The following is a 19,263-nucleotide window of genomic DNA, read 5'->3' as shown; positions in this document are numbered from 1 at the left end:
TCCGATTCGATTTCTCGGCGCTCAGGTCCCCGCTTCAAGCCGCCTCTTTCGTCACCGCATGCTCCCGCTCAAATTGCTCCATCAACGCCGTACGCTTCGCTTCGGCCATCTCGGCGTTACGCTCCTTCACATGCCCGAAACCGCGAACGCTTTGCGGCAGCTTCGCAAGCTCGACAGCCGTCGCAAGCCGTGGTGCATCGAGCGATTCAAGCACCTCGCGCATCGATGTTTCGTACACTTCGATCGCCTTTCGTTCCCGCCGACGCTCTGCCGTATATCCGAACGGATCGAGCACGGACCCTCTCAGCACTTTGCCTTTCGCCAGCATCCTGAACACGGTCAGCATCCAGCTTCCGTATTCCTGTTTGAGCAATCGCCCTTGCTTGTCCTTCTTTGCCAGCAACGGTGGCGCGAGATGGAATCGAAGCCTGACATCACCTTCGAACATCGCCGTCGCGCGCTGGGCGAAGTCCGTTTCCGCATACAGCCGCGCGACCTCGTATTCGTCCTTGTACGCCATCAGCTTGTATAAGCTCACGGCGATCTCCCGACTGACTTTCTCGCCGCCCACGCGCTCGCGTTCTCTCTGAGCCGCTTCTCCGACATAACGCTCGTAGCGATGCGCGTATGCGGCACTCTGATAAGCCGTCAGCCTCCGCACGCGATCAGCAATGATCTGCTCCAGCGATTCTCTCCTCGGCGGCATCGAAACGATGCTTACTGGGTCGCCGATACCCGCTGCTGCTTTTACGGTGTTCAAGTCGAGCGCCGCTTGCCGGCCCCACGCGAAAGCCGTCTTGTTCATCTCGATGGCCGCGCCATTCAGTTCGATCGCGCGCATCAACGATTCTTCTTCGAGCGGAACGAGCCCGCGCTGCCATGCAAAGCCAAGCAGGAACATGTTGGTTGCAACAGCGTCGCCCATGAGCGCGGTTGCAATGCGCGTCGCTTCGAGCGAATCCGTGCGCAGCGAATGCGCTTGCACCTGCGCGAGCAAGCCTTCCGGCGACGCGGACCAGTCCGGATCGCGGGCGAAGCTGCCGGTCGGAGCGACATCGGTATTCGCAACGGACACCGTGCGAGCCGAATCGCATAGTGCAACCGCATCCTTGCCCGCAGCCACCATCGCGTCGCAGGCGAGGATCAAGTGCGCTTTCCCGGATGCAACCCGCGCAGCATGCAGCGCGTCGGGCGCGCGTGCGATGCGGATGTGCGACATCACCGCACCGCCCTTCTGCGCCATGCCCGCCATATCGAGGACGAGCACGCCCTTGCCTTCGATATGCGCCGCCATTCCCATCAGCGCACCGATCGTCACGACACCCGTTCCACCGACACCGGTCACGACCACGTTGTACGGCTCGCTCAAGTCAGGCAGCGTCGCCGCCTGAAGACCGGACGGAATGGCGATTTCCGCCTTGCGCGGCCTGCGCAACGTGCCGCCTTCCACCGTCACGAAGCTGGGACAGAAGCCCTTCACGCACGAGAAGTCTTTGTTGCAGGAGCTTTGGTCGATGGTGCGCTTGCGGCCGAGCGGCGTTTCGAGCGGCAGGATCGACACGCAATTCGACTGCGTGCCGCAATCGCCGCATCCCTCGCAGACTTCCTCGTTGATCAACACGCGGCGTGCAGGATCAGCCAGTTTTTTCTGCTTGCGGCGTCTGCGTTTTTCAGCGGCGCACGTCTGCGCATAGACGATGACCGTCACACCCGCCACGTCGCGTAGCTCGCGTTGCAGCTCGTCCATCTTGTCGCGATGCAGAAGCCGCGTGCCGACTGGCAACGCAGCCGCGTCAAACTGCCCCGGGTCGTCCGTCACGAGGTGAACCTGCTTCACGCCCTCGGCGGCGACCTGATTCACGATCTGCAGCACGCTCGGCCCGCCCTCCACCGGCTGTCCGCCCGTCATGGCGACGGCGTCGTTGTAGAGAATCTTGTACGTGATGTCGACGCCCGCCGCGACCGCCGCCCGAATCGCCAGCGAACCGGAGTGCATATACGTGCCGTCGCCGAGATTGGCGAAGATATGGCGCGTCGTCGTGAAGGGCGCCTGCCCGATCCACGAAGCGCCTTCGCCGCCCATCTGCGTGAACGTCTCCGTGCTGCGGTCCATCCACATCGACATGAAGTGGCAACCGATGCCTGCCACCGCCCGGCTGCCCTCGGGCACCCTGGTGGACGTGTTGTGAGGACACCCGGAACAGAAATACGGCACGCGCTGCGGGAGTTTCATGTCCAGCGCAGGACGCGCCGTGTTGCCTGCGAGGGTTTCGAGAAAAGCGTGAACGCTCGCCGGCAAGCCGTCCGGTCCGAAGACGCGCGCGAGCCGCGCCGCGATGGTCGCAGCAATCGTCGAAGCGTTGAGTTCTCCGTTGGGCGATAGAAGAATGCCGTCCTTGGGGACCTGCACCCATTCGCCCATTTCGGCGTACTTGCCGACTACGCGCGGACGCGACGACACCGGCTCGTTGTACAACTGCTCCTTGATCTGATATTCGATGATCTGCCGCTTCTCTTCGACGACGAGAATCTCCGATAGACCGTCCGCGAACGCTCGGACGCATTGCGGCTCGAGCGGCCACGAGACGCCGATTTTCAACAGGCGAATGCCGAGCGCGCTCGCGGCATCCTCGTCGAGCCCGAGTAGCGCGAGCGCCTCGCGGGTGTCGAGGTAGCTCTTGCCCGTCGTCACGATGCCGAAGCGTGCCCGCGGCGCGTCCCAGAGTTGTCGATTGAGCCGGTTCAATCGCACGTATTCGAGGAGCGCGTAAAGCCGTTCGCGCTGCAGCCGGTTCTCCTGTTCCAGCGGCGCGTCGGGCCAGCGCAAGGAGAAGCCGTCGGGCGGAACGGGATAGCTGTCGGGGATGTTGATCTCGACCGACGCCGGATCGACTTCGAACGACGACGACGTTTCGATCGTGTCCGTGATGGTCTTGAAGCCGACCCAGCAGCCCGAATAGCGCGACATCGCCCAGCCGTGAAGACCGAATTCGACGAATTCCCGAACGCCGGACGGATTCATCACCGGCATCATCGCGGCGATAAACGCATGTTCGCTCTGATGCGGCAAGCTCGACGACTTGCAACTGTGATCGTCGCCCGCGATGACGAGTACGCCGCCGTGCCGCGATGTCCCCGCGATGTTGCCGTGCTTGAACACGTCGCCGCTGCGGTCGACGCCCGGCCCCTTGCCGTACCACATCGCGAACACACCGTCGACCGTCGCGTTGGGATCGAGGTTGACCATCTGTGTGCCCCAGACCGCCGTGGCCGCCAGTTCTTCGTTGAGGCCCGGCGTGAACCGGATGGTGTTCGCATCGAGGTGTTTCCTGGCTTTCCACAGTTCCTGATCGACCGCGCCCAGCGGAGAGCCGCGATAACCGGATACGAAGCCTCCCGTCGTCAAACCCTGAGACTCGTCGCGCTGTTTCTGGGCTAGCAGCATCCGCACGAGCGCCTGAGTGCCGGTCATATAGACGCGTCCGTGCGGCTTCACATACTTGTCTTCCAGCGAGATGAACATCGTCGAGTCTCCGGGTATGTCTTTGGTTTCCACGGAGTGTAGGAAGCGCCTCGCTCATCGTAAAATCATAAATTCGGAAACCCGCTATGACTTTTTCGAATGCCGAGCGACATCACGATCCGTCAATTGCGGTACTTCGTCGCCGCCGCGCAAAGCGGTCAGATTTCGATGGCCGCGGCAAACGAGCATGTGTCGCAGTCGGCCGTGACGAACGCGGTGTCGTCGCTCGAAAGCGCGCTCGGGACCAGGCTCTTCGAACGCTTGCCCCATGGCGTCGCGCTGACGCTGGACGGCCACGACTTCTACAATCACGCGCGGCACGTGCTCGACTCGCTCAGTGATGCGCTCCACAAGTCCCGCTCCCGCTCGAAAGAAGCTCAGGGAACGGTGCGTATCGGGGCTTCGTACACGGTGCTCGGATACTTCCTTCCCGAAGTGCTCGCGCGCTTTGCCGCGAGTTATCCGCAAGTGCACTTCGAATTGCACGACCTCGACCGGGCGACACTGGAAGCGTCGGTGGCGTCGGGCGGCATCGACGTGGGCGTGGCTATCCTGTCGAATCTGGAGTCTATCGGCCGATTCGAGCACCGCAGCCTCGTCATTTCGCCAAGAAAGCTGTGGGTCGCGCCTTCGCACCCGCTCGCAAAAATCCAGCGGCCGACTCTTCGCGATATCGCAGCGCATCGCTACATCATGCTGACCGTCGACGAGGGCGAGGAATCCGCACTGCGCTACTGGAAGAAGGTGACGCCTCAGCCGGACGTCTTCCTGCGCACGGGATCGATGGAAGCCTTACGCGGACTGGTGTCGCACGGATTCGGCGTGACGATTCTCTCGGAGATGGTGTTCCGGCCGTGGTCGCTCGAAGGCAAGCGCATCGAGGCGCGCGAGATCGCCGATCCCGTTCCGCAGATGGACGTAGGCATGTTGTGGAAGAAGGGCTCGCCGTTGTCTCCTGCGGCGAGCGCGTTCGTCGATTTCCTCGGCTACGGGCGCGGAGTTTAGGGGGACGCCAGATGCGAATCGATCACTACAGCCTCGAACTCTTCATCTCCGTTGCGGAAACCGGCTCCATCGCGCGGGCGGCGAGCCTGAATCACATCGCTGCATCCGCACTGAGCAGGCGGCTGACCGATCTCGAAGCAGTCATGGGCCTGCCGCTGCTCATCCGCTCGGCGGCCGGCGTCGAGCTGACCGAAGCGGGACGTCATGCGCTTTCGTGCGCGAAGTCGGTCGACGGCCAGTTGCGGCAGATGGCGCGCGAGATACAGTCGCTCGGCGGGCAAGTGGCCGGGACGGTGCGGCTATTCGCGAACGCTTCAGCGATCGTGGGCTTCCTGCCGGAGCTGCTGAAGGGCTTTCAGGCTGCGTATCCGCTCGTGGAAATTGCGCTCACCGAGCAGATCAGCGACGAAGTGGTCCGCGCATGTCTGGACGGTCGCGCCGACGTCGGGATATCGGCGAATCCCGAGGCGCCGTCACAACTGCAAACGTGGCACTTCGCCGATGACCCGCTGATGGTCGTGCTGCCGCCGGGGCACGAACTCGAGCAGCACGATACGGTCGCTTTCGACGATGTGATCCGCTACCCGGTGGTCGCATTGCAGGCGGGCGGCTCGCTGGATCAGGTCCTCAAGGAGCGGGCGGAAGCGGGCAGAGCACCGCTGAAACTCGTCGTCACCGTGAACAGCTTCGACGCGCAGTGCCGGATGGTCGAAGCCGGTCTCGGCATTGGCGTCGTGCCGACGAGCGCCGCGTCGGCCTTCGCCGGATCGCGCAATTTCGTCCGCAAGCCGCTCGATGAAGCGTGGGCGCGCAACCGCTCGCTGCAAGTCCACGCGCACCGGAAGACGCCGGCACTGCGCGCGGTTCAGGCGCTCGTCGATTTCCTCACGCATAAGGGTTAATTCCGATCTCGCAATCTGCGAGAGGGCCCTTGCTCAATCAGCACTTCCACCGTGGCGCGCTTGCCGTCTACAGTCTGCTCCCAAGGAGACGTTCGATGGCAAGCCTAACCCTGACGGGCCGGATTCTTTTTCTCAGCACGGACCCGGACCTCGTGCAACGACAGCTCGAAGGCCACGACCTCACGCTCGCCACGGCGGGCGCGCTGAGAGACGACATCTCGACCGACGAGATCACGCCGGTGAGCGTCCTTACGCGCTTCGACGAACGGCTCGGCGCGGTGCCTTACGTCGGGTTTCATACGGGCGAGCGCAATCCCATCGGCCAGAACGCGGTCCGCGACGGCAAGTTCTGCGTGACGGTCGGCGGGAATCGTTACGGCAAGGGATCGTCGCGCGAGCATAGTCCGCTCGCCGAGTACAGCGCCGGCATTCGTCTCGTCATCGCTCACAGCTTCGAGCGGATCTATCGGCAAAATGCGGACAACCTCGGGCTCTTTACGTCGACAGACTTCGGTTTGATCGAGCGCATTCAGCGCGGCGAGGCGATCGACATCGAAGAGCTGGTCGGTTCCCGCGACGCTCTGGCAGCCGCGATCCTCCGTAACGGCGGGCTTCTGCGATACGGCGCGGCGCACATGAAGGAGATCGTTCCGGTATCGGCCGAACCGAGCAGCGGGCCGCGCACGCTGACCCAGAAGATACTCGAGCGTCATGCGCTGAAAACCGAAGGAACCGACGGGACGCTTGCTCCCGGCTCGGGGACGTTCGTGCGCGCCGACTGGCGCTTCATCCACGAGTACTACACCGGCATGGCCGCGCACATGCTGCACAAGACTTTCGGCCGTCCGCTGACTTTGCATCAGCCGGAAACGATCCTTGCGTTCGAGGATCACCTCTCTTATTCACATAAGAGCGAGCTTCATATCAGGAACGGCCTGCTTCCCAACGTGCGAGAACTATCGAGCGCGCATCGTCAGTTCGCGAGGGACTACGGGCTCGTCAATCACGGCTATCTGAATGAACGCGACGGCGGCATCGAAGAAGGCTCGGAGGGCATCTCGCACGCGATGATGGCGGAGCAGTACGCGCTTCCGGGCCAGGTCGTCGTCGGAACCGATTCGCATACGCCGCACAGCGGCGCGCTGGGTTGCGTGGCCTTCGGCGTCGGCACGACCGACATGTCGAATGCGTTCGTCACGGGCGCGGTCCGCCTGACCGTGCCGCAGTCGCTGCGTGTCAATCTCAACGGTCGCGTGCCGGCAGGCGTGACAGCCAAAGACATCGTCCTGCATCTTCTGGCCGATCCCGGGATTCGAAAGGGCTCGGGCGTGGGCAAGGTTTTCGAATTTGCAGGCCCGGCCATCGCCGACCTGACGACGGACGAACGGACCACGCTGACCAACATGACCGCCGAACTCGGCGGCTTCACCGGCATCGTCGCACCCGATCAGGAGACGGTCCGCTTTCTGAAGGAACGACGCGGCATCGACTTCGTGCTCGAACCGTGGATGTGCAGCGACGACGGCGCGGCCTACGCAGCCGTGATCGATATCGACTGCTCCGGCATCACGCCGATGCTCGCGGCGCCCGGCGATCCCGGCAACGGTGTGCCCTTGTCCGCGCTCAGCGAGCGGCCGGCGGTGGACATCGCCTACGGCGGATCGTGCACGGCCGGGAAGCGCGAGGACTTCGATCACTATCACGAAGTGCTTTCGTGGGCTGCCGCTCGCGGGCTGTCGGTGCCATCGAACGTGCAGCTTTTCCTGCAGTTCGGAACCTCCGACGTGCGCGACTATTGCGTCGCGCGTGGCTATCTGAAGGCGTTCGAGCAGGTCGGCGCGGTATTGCTGCAGCCCGCTTGCGGCGCGTGTGCGAACTGCGGCCCCGGCTCGTCGACGGAGTCGTCGCAGGTCACGATCAGCGCGATCAATCGCAACTTCAACGGCCGGTCGGGACCGGGGAAAGTGTGGCTCGCGAGCCCGCCTACCGTCGCGGCAAGCGCGATCGCCGGCAAGGTAACGTCGTTCGACGAGTTGCAACGAATCTACGCGTGACGCATTCGTTGCGCGCTTCGATGCAGCAACGAGGCGCGCAGTCGCTCCGCATGCTTCAGTTCCAGCGCACCCGACCACCACAATACTATTCAGGAGACACCTATGGCCATCGCGGAAAGTACCCCGAGCTTTCGAGCGCCAGCCGAAGGCGCGTCAGGCGAAGCGATCACCCGCATAAGCGGCGGTGAAGTCGGTGAAATCTCCGCCCGGCTGGATCGGCTGCCCGCGACGAAGGCGGTATGGAAACTCATCCTGCTTCTGAGCCTCGGCTTCTTCTTCGAACTGTACGACCTGCTCTTCACAGGGTACATCGCGCCGGGACTGGTCAAGAGCGGCATCCTTTCATCGACCACGCACGGGCTGTTCGGCACATCGGGCGTGGCGAGCTTCATTGCGGCGCTGTTCTCCGGCCTGTTCATCGGCACGGCGGCATGCGGCTTTCTCGCCGACAAGTTCGGCCGCCGCGCGATCTTCACTTACTCGCTGCTCTGGTACGTAGCGGCCAACACGATCATGGCGTTTCAGGACACCGCGTTCGGGCTGAACCTGTGGCGCTTCATTTCGGGACTCGGTATCGGCGTCGAATTGATCACCATCGGCACTTACATGTCCGAACTCGCGCCGAAGCATTTGCGAGGCAGGGCCTTCGCGGTGTGTCAGGCCATCGGCTTCTCGGCTGTGCCGGTCGTCGCTTACCTGTCCTACTTGCTCGTACCCGTCGCGCCGTTCGGCTTCGACGGCTGGCGCTGGGTCGTCTTGATCGGCGGTGTCAGCGCGCTGTTTGTCTGGTACTTCCGCCGCAACCTTCCCGAGAGCCCGCGATGGCTCGCGAGCAAGGGCCGCGTCGATGAAGCCGACGCCGCCCTGAAGAAGCTGGAGGCGCAAGTAGAAAGCCAGTTCGGGCAGCCACTGCCGCCGCCGGGTCCATCCGAACCTGTTCCGCGACGCGCGAGTTTCGCCGATATGTGGAAGCCGCCCTATCGCCGCCGGACCTTGATGCTCATCATCTTCCACATCTTCCAGACAGTGGGCTTCTACGGCTTCGCGAACTGGGTTCCGACGTTGCTGGTGAAACAAGGCATCACGGTGACGTCTAGCTTGCTGTACACCACGGTCATCGGACTCGCGGCGCCGATCGGCCCGTTACTCGGCTACTGGATCGCCGACCGCTTCGAGCGCAAGCACGTGATCGTCGCGATGGCATCGGTGAATATCGCCGCTGGTTTGCTCTTCAGTCAGGCAGGCTCGCCCGCCACCATCGTCGTCCTTGGCGTGCTTCTCACGTTGGCCGGCAATATCATTTCATTCACGTATCACACCTATCAGCAGGAGCTTTATCCGACGACGATTCGCGCCCGTGCCGTTGGGTTCGTGTACTCGTGGAGCCGCCTGTCCGCCGTCTTCAGCTCGTTCGTGATTGCGTTCGTCCTGCGAGATTTCGGGGTTCACGGTGTCTTCGTGTTCATTGCGAGCGCGATGTTCTGCGTGATTCTCGCGATAGGCCTGATGGGTCCCCGAACCTTGGGCAAGTCTCTCGAAAGCATCTCCCACTAGCGAACCGGCGGCAAGCGCGCTGAACCTTCTCAGCGCGCTTGCCCCAGCTGCTCGTCGATCGTCCTCGTCAGCGGCGATTCCACGTCGCCCGTGTGCTTCGTCTGCACCGGCTCGATGAGCACGATCCAGCATTCTTCATCGGCGACGGGATTGTGCAGCGTGCCGCGCGGCACGACGTGCATCGAACCAGCAGGCAAGTCGACGACGCGGCCGCCATCGTACTCGATCTTCAAATGCCCGCGCACGACGAAGAAGAGCTCGTCCTCGTGCTTGTGGTCGTGCCAGACGAGCTGGCCGCGCACCTTTGCGACCTTCACGTATTGATCGTTGACCTGCGCGACGACTTTGGGCGACCAGTATTCGGACACATCGCTGAATGCGGCTTCGAGGTTGAACGATTCGGCAAACGCAATAACGGACATCATCATCTCCAGATGGACAAGACGGATGCGGCCAGCAGCGCACCCATCGCAAGATTGAGCACGCGCCAGTGAGCCGGCGTTCGCAGCACCCGCGCAAGCAATGCACCGAGCGCGCACCAAAGCGCCAGCGACCCGCTCGCCGCCACGCCGAACGCCGCGCCAAGCAGGACCGCGAGCTGGCGAGGACTGCTCGCAAGCATCGCGAACGAAGCCGCCGCGCCGACGGTCATCGCCCAGCTTTTAGGGTTCAGCCACAATAGCAGCATGCCGTTCGCGAGCGTGACCGGCTGCGCGGGACCGCTATTCGCAGTCGGCGGGCCGCTTCGAGCCACGCGCCATGCCAGCCACAGCAAGTACGCCGACCCCAGCATCTTCACGACGATTTGCAGCGCGGGCATCGCGAGCAGCATGCTGCCTAGACCGAGCGCGGCGACGGCGGCGAGCAAGGCAAGACCGATCGCGATGCCGAGCATCAGCGGAATCGAGCGCCTGAAGCCGAACCTTGCTCCCGACGCGGTGGCGAGCGTCGTCGCACCGCCGGGTGTGATGGTCGCGACGACTGCGAACAAGAGAAGCGAGAGATCGAGGGAAGCCATCGGTGCGAATGCGAGTGAGCCAGCCTGCACTCTATCGGTCGCGGATGCATCAGCAAATCCAATAATATTGATGCCGCCCATTACGCCGCATAATGCATGTATGCCTCGAAACCTCGATCTCGATCTGATCCGCACTTTCGTCACCGTCGCCGACAGCGGCAGCATGACGGTCGCCGCCAATCGGCTGCACCTCACGCAAGGCGCTGTCAGCCAGCAGGTCAAACGTCTCGAAGACGTGCTGGACTGCCTGTTGTTCGTGCGCAAGACGCGCAAGCTGGAACTAACGCGACAAGGCGAGCAGTTCCTCGTCAAGGCGCGTCAGTTGATGCGGCTAAACGATGAAATATGGGGCGACCTGACCGGGCAGTCGCTGAGCGGCAGTTTGCGCGTCGGCGTGCCGTACGATCTCGTGACGCCGCTCGCCCCGGCGATGAAAGCGTTCGCCGAGACGCATCCGCAGGTGGAAATCTCACTGGTCTGCGGCGCGTCGCCCGAATTGCGCGAGGCGCTGGATGGCGGGCGCGTGGATGTATCGCTGGCGGAATACCCTGCAAGCGAGGCCGAGGGCGAAGTGATTCGCGTGGAGCCGCTCGTCTGGGTGACGGGGCGTGACAGCGACGCGTGGCGGAAGCGGCCCTTGCCTCTATCGATGGTGGACGAACGCTGCGCCTTTCGCCCGGTCGTGCTCGGTGCACTCGCGGACGAAGGCATACTCTGGCGCACCGTGTTCGAGAGCGGCAACATCGAAGCCACTGCCGCCACGGTGCGAGCGGGCCTTGCGATTACTGCGTGGCTCGTGTCGACGGTGCCCGCCGACCTCGAGACGCTCGCGCCTCGTGTAGCCGGTCTGCCTGCGCTCCCCTCGTTCGCTATCTGCCTGCTGTTGCCGAAGTCGGTTCAGCCGGCGGCGCTTGAGTTCGCACGCTGCGTGCGGGAATCGATGGCGGGTGACGTTGCCTCGAGCGGGCAACTGGCGAGCGTTGCGTGAGAGTCGATTGCGAGCGCGATCGACTCATGCTGAAACGCCTTCCGGTGATACGCGTTAAAACCCAAAAGGGAAAAGCTCTGCATTGCACCTAAACGCTTCAGCCATGATCGAACTCGCCCTGCTGCCGCTTCTTCCAAGCATTTTCTCCAATCGGCGCGCGAAGCGATTGAATCCTTCAGTGCGCGCGGGAATGCAGAACACGGTTTAGCGCCCTTCGCACGCGAACGGCGCGGTCTTCGAACACGTAAGAAGCAATTAGCGCGAGCACACCCGCGATTGCGCCGGTGAGGACGTGCTCCAGATAAGGGACGCGATAGTGGCTCGCGTGCGAATAGGCATCGCCCAACATACTCAGCACGGCGACAACGGCCGCATTGCCATAGCGATTCGTATAGAGCTTGCGCGCGGGAGTGAACGTGACGAGCACCGCTAACAGGCCAGTGAGGAGACCGGTCCTGAGCGCTATCGTCCAGTGCGCGAGACTCATGATCTGGCTCCAGCTGCCCGGCATGCATGTCATGCAAGCGCACGTCGGCTGCCAGAAACGCTGAATGAACCGTGCGGCGCGATGCTTCCAGTCGTTGGCCATGATCGTCCTCGAGTGCCCCGTTTGTGAACTATACGACTCTCCGTTGACAAAGTGCATGCGGCTCCACGTTGCAACAAACGACCCGGTCTCGGTGCCGCAAGTCAGATCCAGGAAACGATTTCGACTGCAAGTGTCGATCCCGTAAATCTGAGTTGTCGTTCGCATTGCGGCGAAGCGCGGCCGATTCACCCAAACTTGACTAGCTACTAAATGCACGGGTCCGCGTCTCAAAGTCCTGTTTCAACAAGATCCATATCGTTAGTTTTCCTTTTTATTCATCCGGAAGTTAATCCGACCGCATCGATATAAAAGCAAAAGCGTGCATGGTTCAACTCATTGCATACGCATCGCTCAATGAACAAGCGCAGCAAAGACGTTACTCGGTTTTCACCCGACGCATCTATCCACCAAATCTTGTCTCGCCGTGACTTCCTGCGTCTGCTGATGGCGGGAGCGGGTGGCGCTGCGTTGTCGTCATGCGGAGGCGGAGGCGGCGGGGACCAGCAGCCCGCGACGCAAGCCGCAAACGGCGTATCTGGACCAGCGAACGCAATCAACCCGCCCACTGCCACGGTCTCGGGAGATGCCATCCGTCCGCCCGTTACCACCGTCTCGGGAGATGCAACTCGTCCGCCCAGCACCGGGGTTTCGGCGGCCGCAACCTATTCGCCCGGCATTACCATTCCGCCCGCCGCATCCATCACTGACAGCGCGGGCGATATCTGGACGCTGGTCAGCGGCCGTGTAATGAGAAATGGCATCAACGTCCTGACTGGCTCGAGTGTCACGCTAGCGTTGATTCTGTATCTCAACGGCATCGTCTTCGCACGGAATTCGCGCGGCGTCTGGTATCAGAACGGCGTGCCGTGGAAAAACATCGGCACGATCGATCCGCGCAACGTGGTGAAGCCGTCGAACACGTCGCTGTTCTATGGCATCAACGGCCACATGGCATGGGGCTCGGGCATCTACAACACGATGACTGCCGAGCAGCAGCTCGCCATTCTGAAGGACCTCGGCGTGACGATGTATCGCTGCGACACGGCCGATGCCGGCATGTCCACCACGCTCGCGATGGCGCTGCGCGGCGCGTTCGCAGGCAGCGGCGTCGGCATCATGCCGGTGCTCAATCCGCGTTCGTCAGACTGGAATCCGAGGGGCACGGAAGCCACCGCGTATTCGCTCGGCTATGACCTTGCCGTGCGCTGCACGCAACCGTTGAAGGGCCTCGTCACGCATATCGAATGCGGCAACGAACTGGATACCGTCGGCCTGCAAATCGGCGGCGACGGCAGCCACACGTCGGACTGGAACCCGGCTGAGTGGCCATCGTTCCGGGGCGTGATCCGCGGCATGATCGCCGGCGTGAAGGCGGTCGATCCGACCATCAAGTGCGGCGTAAACGTTCGGTACACCGATGGCTTATCGCGCGCTGCAAATGCTCTGGAACGGCATCACGCCGAACGGGACGGCAACGGGCGTATCGGGTGCGGCGACACTCCGGTGGGACAACACGGCTTATCACTGGTATCACAGCTCGGGCAAGATCGAGTGCGGCGGGCGCGACAACGCGTGCATCAATGTGCTGCAAGTTCTGAAGGACTCGTTCAACGTGCCGATCTGGCTCACGGAATGGGGCTGGTCCGGCTCGGAGGATGCACCGGCGGCGCAATCGGCTTATGTGCAGGAAACGATGGCGTCGTACTACGCAATTAAGGATACGTACAACCTTGAAAGCATCATGATGTTCACGATGATCGACGTCGACTACGGCCTGATCCTCGCCGACGGCGTGAAGAAGGGCCCGGCATATGAAACCTTCAAGAACTTCATCGCGGTGAATCCTGTGAGAGCGTTGTGGTGAACCATCGGGTTGAATAGTTCGTCCACCATTTGTCTGCGCTGGCGTCGCATCCACCAGCCACGAGAAAATTCATGTATTAGGTATCTATTACATACCTCCGGCTGAAAATTAACCAAATAGATAAAGTTTCCTCTTGAGCCGTCGATAACTGAAAGGACATCGACAGGTAGCAGCAACCCACTGTTAGGTTTTTGTCGAGTGGTCCGTCCTGCGTCTGCCCTAATACCAATAACCGGCTCTGGGATTCATCAATGTTCAAATTGCACCATCTCAAGGTCGGCACGCGGCTGACCGTTGGCTTTGGCGTCGTCGTTGCGATGCTCGTGATCGTGGCTGCGATCAGCTTCTTCAACATGCGCACGCTCAACCATGGAATCACGCTTATCACCGAAGACCGGATGGTCAAGGCGGCCGAGATATCCAAAGCCAAGGACTCGGCAAGTCAGACCGTTCTGCGATTGCAGCGCGCCGCAATCACGGGACGTCAGGAAGACATTCAGGCGATGAAGGCCGGTATTACTGAGGCATCCGAATCAACTTCGAAGCGCCTTGAACACGTTCGACGGATGATTTCGTCATCACGCGGTCATGAACTGTTCAACGCGCTTGTCGAAGCGCGTGGCCGTAACACCGCCGCGCGCAATGTCGCCGTCGACATGTTGACCGCAGGTCAAGTCGACCATGCCCGGGCGTATATCGCCGGACCGCTCACAACAGCCCAAGGCCAGTATTTCGCGGCGTTGGACGCGATGGTTGCCTACCAGTTTCAGTTGGCCGACGAGTCCGCGAAGGAAGCGAATGCCGCCTACGATCGCGCGTGCCTGCTCTCGTTTGGGGCAACCATCGCGGCCGTGCTCATGGCGATTGCCGCCATGCTGGTCATCACGCGATCGGTGACGAAGCCGGTCAAGGACGCGCTCGATGCAATGACCGCATTGGCGCAAGGTGATCTGACTCATCGCGTCGAAGCCGCTGGCCGCGATGAACTCGCCACCCTGATGCGTGCAATACAAGCCGCATTCACCAAGCTGTCTTCGCTCGCGAACGGAATCAAGCAGTCCGTCGACGTCATTCGAACGGCATCGGGTGAGATCGCGGCTGGAAGCACGGATTTGTCGTCACGCACCGAACAGCAAGCCGCATCGTTGGAAGAGACCGCGGCGAGCATGGAAGAACTCACTGCAACCGTCAAGCAGAACTCCGAGAACGCGATGCAGGCAAGCGGCCTCGCCGACAACGCGAATGGCGTCGCAAACGAAGGCAGCGCGATCATCGGGCAAGTCATTCAAACGATGGACGCGATCGAGCAAAGCTCGGGCAAGATCGGGGAGATCATCGGCATGATCGAGGGCATCGCGTTCCAGACCAACATTCTCGCGCTCAATGCCGCAGTCGAAGCCGCGCGCGCGGGCGAACAGGGCCGCGGTTTCGCAGTCGTCGCGAGCGAAGTGCGCAGCCTCGCGCAGCGATCATCGACTGCTGCGAAAGAGATCAGAGAACTTATCGAAGCGTCTGGCGATCGCGTGCAGACCGGTACGGAGTTAGTGGCAAAGGCAGGCGAAACGATGCAGCGGGTCGGTACTGCCATTCAGCGCGTCACTGACATCATGGGCGAGATTGCGTCGGCATCCAATGAGCAGACGCGCGGTATCGAGCAGGTGAATCAGGCCATCTCGCAGATGGACGAGGTGACGCAGCAGAATGCCGCGTTGGTCGAAGAGGCGGCGGCCGCGGCTGGATCGATGGAGGATCAGGCCAAGCAACTGACCGAAGCGGTCGCGGTGTTTCGCACCGGCCAGACGTATGCGGTGGCGCCACAAGTCACGCGAACGCTGCTGCGTGACAAGCCACTTAAGGCAACGGGCGCCGTGAAGCCGCCGGTGACACCGGCGTTGTCCGGCGCGGACTGGTCGGCCTTTTGAACTTCGACAGGAGCGCCTGGATCGTCGCGGCGGAAACGCGCTGTCTTAACGCCATTCCGCAACGAACGTTTTAAAACCGATAGACCGCCGACGCCATTCCGTTGACATCGAGTCGCCGCTGCGTAATCGGGCTACCAGCGGCGGATTTCTCGAGGCGTCCGACTACGGCCGCAACATTCGCGGACCAGTGTGAGTCGATCTCATACGTGGCGTTCACATTCAGATGGACGTCACGCAGGCCCGATCGAGTGGCGTATTGCGGCAGCCCCGACGCGGCGCTTTCCTGCGCGTTCACACCAAAAAACGTCTCCGTATACGTCGCGCTGGCCCATGTGATGCCCGGCCCCATCGACACGAGCCATTTGCCGAGCGGCGCGGACATGTAGAAATCGGCCATGGCGGTCATGCCTTGGCCGGTTCCGGCGATGTCCTGATAGACCGCCGCCGCGCCGGTGAACGCCCACCAGGTGTAATCGGCAAAGATGCGCAACTTCGGCCCGTAGTGCACATCGGGCAAGCCTTTGAGCCGGGCATCGTCGGATGCGCTGCGTGACTGGAAATCGAAACTCAACGACGTGCCGACGTGATAGTTCTCGCCTTGCAGCATGTTGATGCCGAGCACATCTGGTCCCTGAGAGAAGATGCGATCGCGCCACGAGATGTCTTGCGCGGGCAGCGGAAACAGCTTGAGCCGGGAGGAGCCGGGATACGCCGGGAAGACGTACAGCCCTGGCCCGACCGCGACTTTCCAGTCACCTTGCGCTTGTGCTTGTCCTTGCGCTTGTGCTTGCGGTTCGGCGGCGCTGACGCTGCCGCAGCCCCATAACAATGCATGAGCAACGCACCCTGCAACGCGCGCGCGAACGCCGCGTGACATGACGGTGCGCTTCACGCCTTCTCCGCAATTGAAGCCAGTTGACGCAGCCGCCGCGCCAGCGCGCGCGACACGACGGGCGTGGGATTGTCGGCGCAAGTGCTGGCAGCCGCGCTTTCCCGCAAGAAAAGCGCGCATTCGCGTGCCACGACCTCGCGCTCGTTATCCGATGAGATCATGTGATAGGAGTCATCGAGCCAGATCGTTCGGAGGAATGAAGCGCCGATGTTCGCCCCCACAAATTCCGCATTGTGCGGGCTCGACGTTTCATCGTCGATCGCGTGAATGATCAGGCAATCGCTCGAAATTTCCTTCGTTGTCCTTTTTACCAAAGAAGCGAGACGGCTCGCTTCGTGAAGCGCGGGCATCGCGATCGACGCGGCCCCGACCTCGCTGATACCGCTCTTCTGCATCGCACGTGCAATCTTCGACCGCAACGCTTCGTTCTTGAGGCCATAGGGTTCGTGCTCGCGATACTTGTACCGCGAGCGCAGTGGCGTGTAGTAACACCAGTCCACTAGGAAGTGGTACCACGGAATCGCCCAGCCGTCATAGTCGAGCGTGATCGAAAGCAGCAGTAGCGCACGTGCATCCGGCCGCTGGTGCGCCACGGCTGCCGCGAGCGTGGCTCCCATCGAAAGTCCGCATATCGATACATGCCGATAGCGGACGGCGAGTGCGTCGAACTCACTCACCGCTGCGCTGATCCACTGTTCCATCGACAGGTGTCCGGTGCCCGCGCTGTAACCGGGCAACTCCGGCGTGTGCGTCGCGAAACCTTCGTCGCCAAGAAAGCGGGCAATGAAGCGCAGTTCGAGCGGCGAACTCGAAAGCCCATGCAGAAGGAGAACAGCGTGATCGCCGCTTTGTGATGTCTTGAAGCTGGGCTGCGTCACGATCGCTCTTCCATTCGCAGAATAAGAAAATCGCCAGGCGGCGTAGTGAATCTTTCACAAACGCATTCGGCCGGGCGCCAGTCATGGCCATCCGAACGAAAACGCATGCGATGCCGCCCGGGAACCAGTCGGTCGGCTACGCGAGCGAGGTCTTCCTGATGCACATGTGCATGCTTCCGGCCGAACACGACGCCTGCGCTGAACGACTGCATGTCGATAGAAGCATCGGCAGTCACAGGCGACGACGCAGCCAGGAGGCTTCCTTCAACGCTGGTGGCTGCGTCGAGTGCCTTGATCAGAATGAGTGAGCGGTTGTATTGAGCGATGTGATGCAGCAGGCGATGCATCTCATCGGTCGACCGTTGAGCCAGCAGCCGCTCGTTGTCGTGACGCAGCAGCATTTCATAACGCGACTGCGCCACTGCGGCAAGCAGCTTCGCGCGGTACTGCGCGCGCCTGAGCCGCTCGACGAGCGTGATGAATAGAACTGTAATGAAAGGGTAAGAGACCAACAGAACGATGTCGGACTGATCAATGAAATCGAGGCGTCCGTAAGGCGGAACGAAAAGATAATCCGCGATGCACAAGCCAGCCAGCATGACAGAGACAGCAGGCGCGAGCCCGCAATAGTACTGCACGAGTACGGCTGCGATGAGAAAGGCCGTCCCCGGCATGACCGGGCCGAGTACCGGATGCAACAGTGCGCGAACGACAGCCGCGGCAAGAAGCGCGGCCGCCGCGATGATCCATCGCCTGACACCACGAGGCGCCCAGCGCCGGGAATTATTGACTCGCATTCACTCGAAAAAAAAGAATTGCTGGCAGACAGATACGCACGGCTTGAAGCAGAGCGAATCCGCATGACTGGCAGATAAACTGCGTTCATCGTTATGGCAATCGTTGCGTCTGTGCTTTCACCGAACGCACTAAAGGCGGTAAAGATGATCGCGGATCGCGAGCCTCGTTATCACTTTGGCTTGCCGTCCACGCCAACAGCACGCTATTGCAGCTTTGCTTAAGGCGCGCTTATGACTTGCTTCGGGTCTACCCGGTGACGAGTCAGTTCAGCGGCTTACAGACGGCTTCCGTTTGTGACGGGCCTCGGATTGTCCAGGAAGAATGTCGAACGACAAATGGCTGAATTCCGAAAAATCCTCACAGTGACGCTCTGGGCAGGAACGTGCCGCGCGTTGTATGGAGAGGAGACGGAATGAGGCGCGGATGCGCCGAGATGAATGAGCGCAGCTTTCGCTAGCTCGTTGCGATTTTGCCCGCATAGTAAGCCGGACGTAGGCGGGACGGACGATTTGAAGAACAGCGGGATGTCGAGCGTAGGAGCTCGTTCGTGAGAGCGGCGGCGCCAATGCCACAGGCGCCGCCGCGCACTCGCATCAACCAGTTTGTTTGCCCGAGTAAACCGGGAAGCGGCGCGTCAAGTCCGCGACGGTCTGTCTCACGCGAGCGAGCGTGCCCTCGTCTTCCGGCGCTTCAAGCACGTCCGCAATCAGATTGCCGACGATCTCCGCTTCCTTCGTGCCGAAGCCGCGCGTGGTCATCGCGGGCGAGCCCAGACGCACGCCGCTCGTGACGAACGGCTTCTCCGGATCGTTCGGGATCGCGTTCTTGTTGACCGTGATGTGCGCGTTGCCGAGCGCGGCTTCCGCTGCCTTGCCGGTAATCTTCTTCGCGCGAAGATCGACGAGCATCACGTGGCTCTCGGTGCGGCCCGACACGATGCGCAACCCGCGCTTGACCAGCGTTTCAGCGAGCACGCGCGCGTTGTCGATCACGGCTTGCTGATACGTCTTGAACTCGGGCGCGAGCGCTTCCTTGAACGCGACGGCCTTCGCCGCAATCACGTGCATCAACGGGCCGCCCTGAATGCCGGGGAAAATGGCCGAGTTGATCTGCTTCTCAAACTCCGCCTTCATCAGGATGACGCCGCCGCGCGGGCCGCGCAGGCTCTTGTGCGTGGTGGTCGTGACGAAGTCCGCATGCGGCACCGGGTTCGGATAAAGCCCGGCGGCGATGAGACCCGCGTAATGCGCCATATCGACCATGAAGTACGCGCCGA

At 61.8% G+C, this 19,263-nt stretch carries 16 protein-coding genes and 1 pseudogene; 8 read left to right on the top strand and 9 right to left on the bottom strand.

All coding sequences use genetic code 11. The annotated features are described in order from the left end of the window. Positions 1–34 precede the first annotated feature (34 nt). Positions 35–3,523 (bottom strand): indolepyruvate ferredoxin oxidoreductase family protein, encoded by a 3,489-nt coding sequence (locus tag BG57_RS11305; RefSeq protein ID WP_052005732.1) that lies wholly within the window; start codon positions 3,521–3,523, stop codon positions 35–37. A 99-nt stretch (positions 3,524–3,622) separates the two neighbouring features. Here BG57_RS11305 and BG57_RS11300 point away from each other — a divergent pair, with 99 nt between their 5' ends. The 4 genes from BG57_RS11300 to BG57_RS11285 all read left to right on the top strand — a co-directional run bounded on the left by BG57_RS11300 (position 3,623) and on the right by BG57_RS11285 (position 9,038). After that, a complete protein-coding gene (locus BG57_RS11300; protein ID WP_035963095.1) occupies positions 3,623–4,528 on the top strand; it encodes a LysR family transcriptional regulator in 906 nt (301 codons plus the stop codon). Positions 4,529–4,539: 11 nt separating this feature from the next. After that, the gene (locus BG57_RS11295) at positions 4,540–5,430 is read left to right on the top strand and encodes a LysR substrate-binding domain-containing protein (RefSeq protein WP_035963094.1); all 891 of its coding nucleotides are present in this window, start codon (positions 4,540–4,542) and stop codon (positions 5,428–5,430) included. Between the two features lie 95 nt (positions 5,431–5,525). Then, positions 5,526–7,484: an aconitase family protein gene (locus tag BG57_RS11290; RefSeq protein ID WP_035963093.1), complete on the top strand. Its 1,959-nt coding sequence runs from the start codon at positions 5,526–5,528 to the stop codon at positions 7,482–7,484. A gap of 102 nt (positions 7,485–7,586) precedes the next feature. Next, entirely contained in the window at positions 7,587–9,038 is a 1,452-nt protein-coding gene (locus BG57_RS11285; protein WP_081850874.1) for an MFS transporter, read from the top strand. A gap of 29 nt (positions 9,039–9,067) precedes the next feature. Here BG57_RS11285 and BG57_RS11280 read toward each other — a convergent pair whose 3' ends face one another. Continuing rightward, positions 9,068–9,460: a cupin domain-containing protein gene (locus tag BG57_RS11280; protein WP_035963283.1), complete on the bottom strand. Its 393-nt coding sequence runs from the start codon at positions 9,458–9,460 to the stop codon at positions 9,068–9,070. Between the two features lie 2 nt (positions 9,461–9,462). Continuing rightward, positions 9,463–10,056 carry a LysE family translocator gene (locus tag BG57_RS11275; protein WP_035963282.1) on the bottom strand — a complete coding sequence of 198 codons (594 nt, stop codon included), beginning with the start codon at positions 10,054–10,056 and terminating at the stop codon, positions 9,463–9,465. Between the two features lie 100 nt (positions 10,057–10,156). On the opposite strand from BG57_RS11275, the gene BG57_RS11270 reads away from it, so the two are divergent. Further along, positions 10,157–11,044: a LysR substrate-binding domain-containing protein gene (locus tag BG57_RS11270; protein WP_035963092.1), complete on the top strand. Its 888-nt coding sequence runs from the start codon at positions 10,157–10,159 to the stop codon at positions 11,042–11,044. A 175-nt stretch (positions 11,045–11,219) separates the two neighbouring features. On the opposite strand, the gene BG57_RS11265 is transcribed toward BG57_RS11270, so the two are convergent. Next, complete coding sequence (locus BG57_RS11265) at positions 11,220–11,633, bottom strand: hypothetical protein (RefSeq protein WP_035963089.1); 414 nt, start codon at positions 11,631–11,633, stop codon at positions 11,220–11,222. A gap of 968 nt (positions 11,634–12,601) precedes the next feature. Beyond that, positions 12,602–12,805 (bottom strand): hypothetical protein, encoded by a 204-nt coding sequence (locus tag BG57_RS34300; protein ID WP_160174723.1) that lies wholly within the window; start codon positions 12,803–12,805, stop codon positions 12,602–12,604. Between the two features lie 245 nt (positions 12,806–13,050). Between BG57_RS34300 and BG57_RS34295 the strand changes: the two are divergent. The 3 genes and pseudogenes from BG57_RS34295 to BG57_RS34120 all read left to right on the top strand — a co-directional run. Further along, positions 13,051–13,278 (top strand): annotated as a pseudogene (locus BG57_RS34295) (glycosyl hydrolase); the annotation flags it as partial. Positions 13,279–13,374: 96 nt separating this feature from the next. After that, entirely contained in the window at positions 13,375–13,497 is a 123-nt protein-coding gene (locus BG57_RS34125; RefSeq protein WP_268238007.1) for a hypothetical protein, read from the top strand. Between the two features lie 251 nt (positions 13,498–13,748). Continuing rightward, positions 13,749–15,419, top strand: coding sequence for a methyl-accepting chemotaxis protein (locus BG57_RS34120; RefSeq protein WP_075583115.1), 1,671 nt, complete (start codon positions 13,749–13,751; stop codon positions 15,417–15,419). 70 nt (positions 15,420–15,489) lie between these two features. Here the strand turns inward: BG57_RS34120 and BG57_RS11250 are convergent, their stop codons facing one another. From BG57_RS11250 to BG57_RS11235, 4 genes are all read right to left on the bottom strand, one after another. Further along, positions 15,490–16,311 (bottom strand): MipA/OmpV family protein, encoded by an 822-nt coding sequence (locus BG57_RS11250; RefSeq protein ID WP_229753928.1) that lies wholly within the window; start codon positions 16,309–16,311, stop codon positions 15,490–15,492. Next, positions 16,308–17,189: an alpha/beta hydrolase gene (locus BG57_RS11245; RefSeq protein WP_035963088.1), complete on the bottom strand. Its 882-nt coding sequence runs from the start codon at positions 17,187–17,189 to the stop codon at positions 16,308–16,310. Before BG57_RS11245 ends, BG57_RS11250 begins: the two co-directional genes overlap by 4 nt. Further along, positions 17,186–17,986 (bottom strand): DUF4118 domain-containing protein, encoded by an 801-nt coding sequence (locus BG57_RS11240; protein ID WP_035963087.1) that lies wholly within the window; start codon positions 17,984–17,986, stop codon positions 17,186–17,188. Before BG57_RS11240 ends, BG57_RS11245 begins: the two co-directional genes overlap by 4 nt. A gap of 594 nt (positions 17,987–18,580) precedes the next feature. Then, positions 18,581–19,263: serine hydroxymethyltransferase (locus tag BG57_RS11235; protein WP_035963086.1), on the bottom strand; the 683-nt coding region annotated here is incomplete at its 5' end.

Origin of the sequence: Caballeronia grimmiae (assembly GCF_000698555.1) — a bacterium.
Taxonomy (GTDB): Bacteria; Pseudomonadota; Gammaproteobacteria; order Burkholderiales; family Burkholderiaceae; genus Caballeronia; species Caballeronia grimmiae.
This window is presented reverse-complemented; position numbering and strand designations above follow the sequence as displayed.

Coding starts and splice junctions, on each gene's coding strand:
- BG57_RS11305 (WP_052005732.1), bottom strand. CDS start 3,523: ATGTTCATCTCGCTGGAAGACAAGTATGTGAAGCCGCACGGACGCGTC.
- BG57_RS11300 (WP_035963095.1), top strand. CDS start 3,623: ATGCCGAGCGACATCACGATCCGTCAATTGCGGTACTTCGTCGCCGCC.
- BG57_RS11295 (WP_035963094.1), top strand. CDS start 4,540: ATGCGAATCGATCACTACAGCCTCGAACTCTTCATCTCCGTTGCGGAA.
- BG57_RS11290 (WP_035963093.1), top strand. CDS start 5,526: ATGGCAAGCCTAACCCTGACGGGCCGGATTCTTTTTCTCAGCACGGAC.
- BG57_RS11285 (WP_081850874.1), top strand. CDS start 7,587: ATGGCCATCGCGGAAAGTACCCCGAGCTTTCGAGCGCCAGCCGAAGGC.
- BG57_RS11280 (WP_035963283.1), bottom strand. CDS start 9,460: ATGTCCGTTATTGCGTTTGCCGAATCGTTCAACCTCGAAGCCGCATTC.
- BG57_RS11275 (WP_035963282.1), bottom strand. CDS start 10,056: ATGGCTTCCCTCGATCTCTCGCTTCTCTTGTTCGCAGTCGTCGCGACC.
- BG57_RS11270 (WP_035963092.1), top strand. CDS start 10,157: ATGCCTCGAAACCTCGATCTCGATCTGATCCGCACTTTCGTCACCGTC.
- BG57_RS11265 (WP_035963089.1), bottom strand. CDS start 11,633: ATGGCCAACGACTGGAAGCATCGCGCCGCACGGTTCATTCAGCGTTTC.
- BG57_RS34125 (WP_268238007.1), top strand. CDS start 13,375: ATGATGTTCACGATGATCGACGTCGACTACGGCCTGATCCTCGCCGAC.
- BG57_RS34120 (WP_075583115.1), top strand. CDS start 13,749: ATGTTCAAATTGCACCATCTCAAGGTCGGCACGCGGCTGACCGTTGGC.
- BG57_RS11240 (WP_035963087.1), bottom strand. CDS start 17,986: ATGCGAGTCAATAATTCCCGGCGCTGGGCGCCTCGTGGTGTCAGGCGA.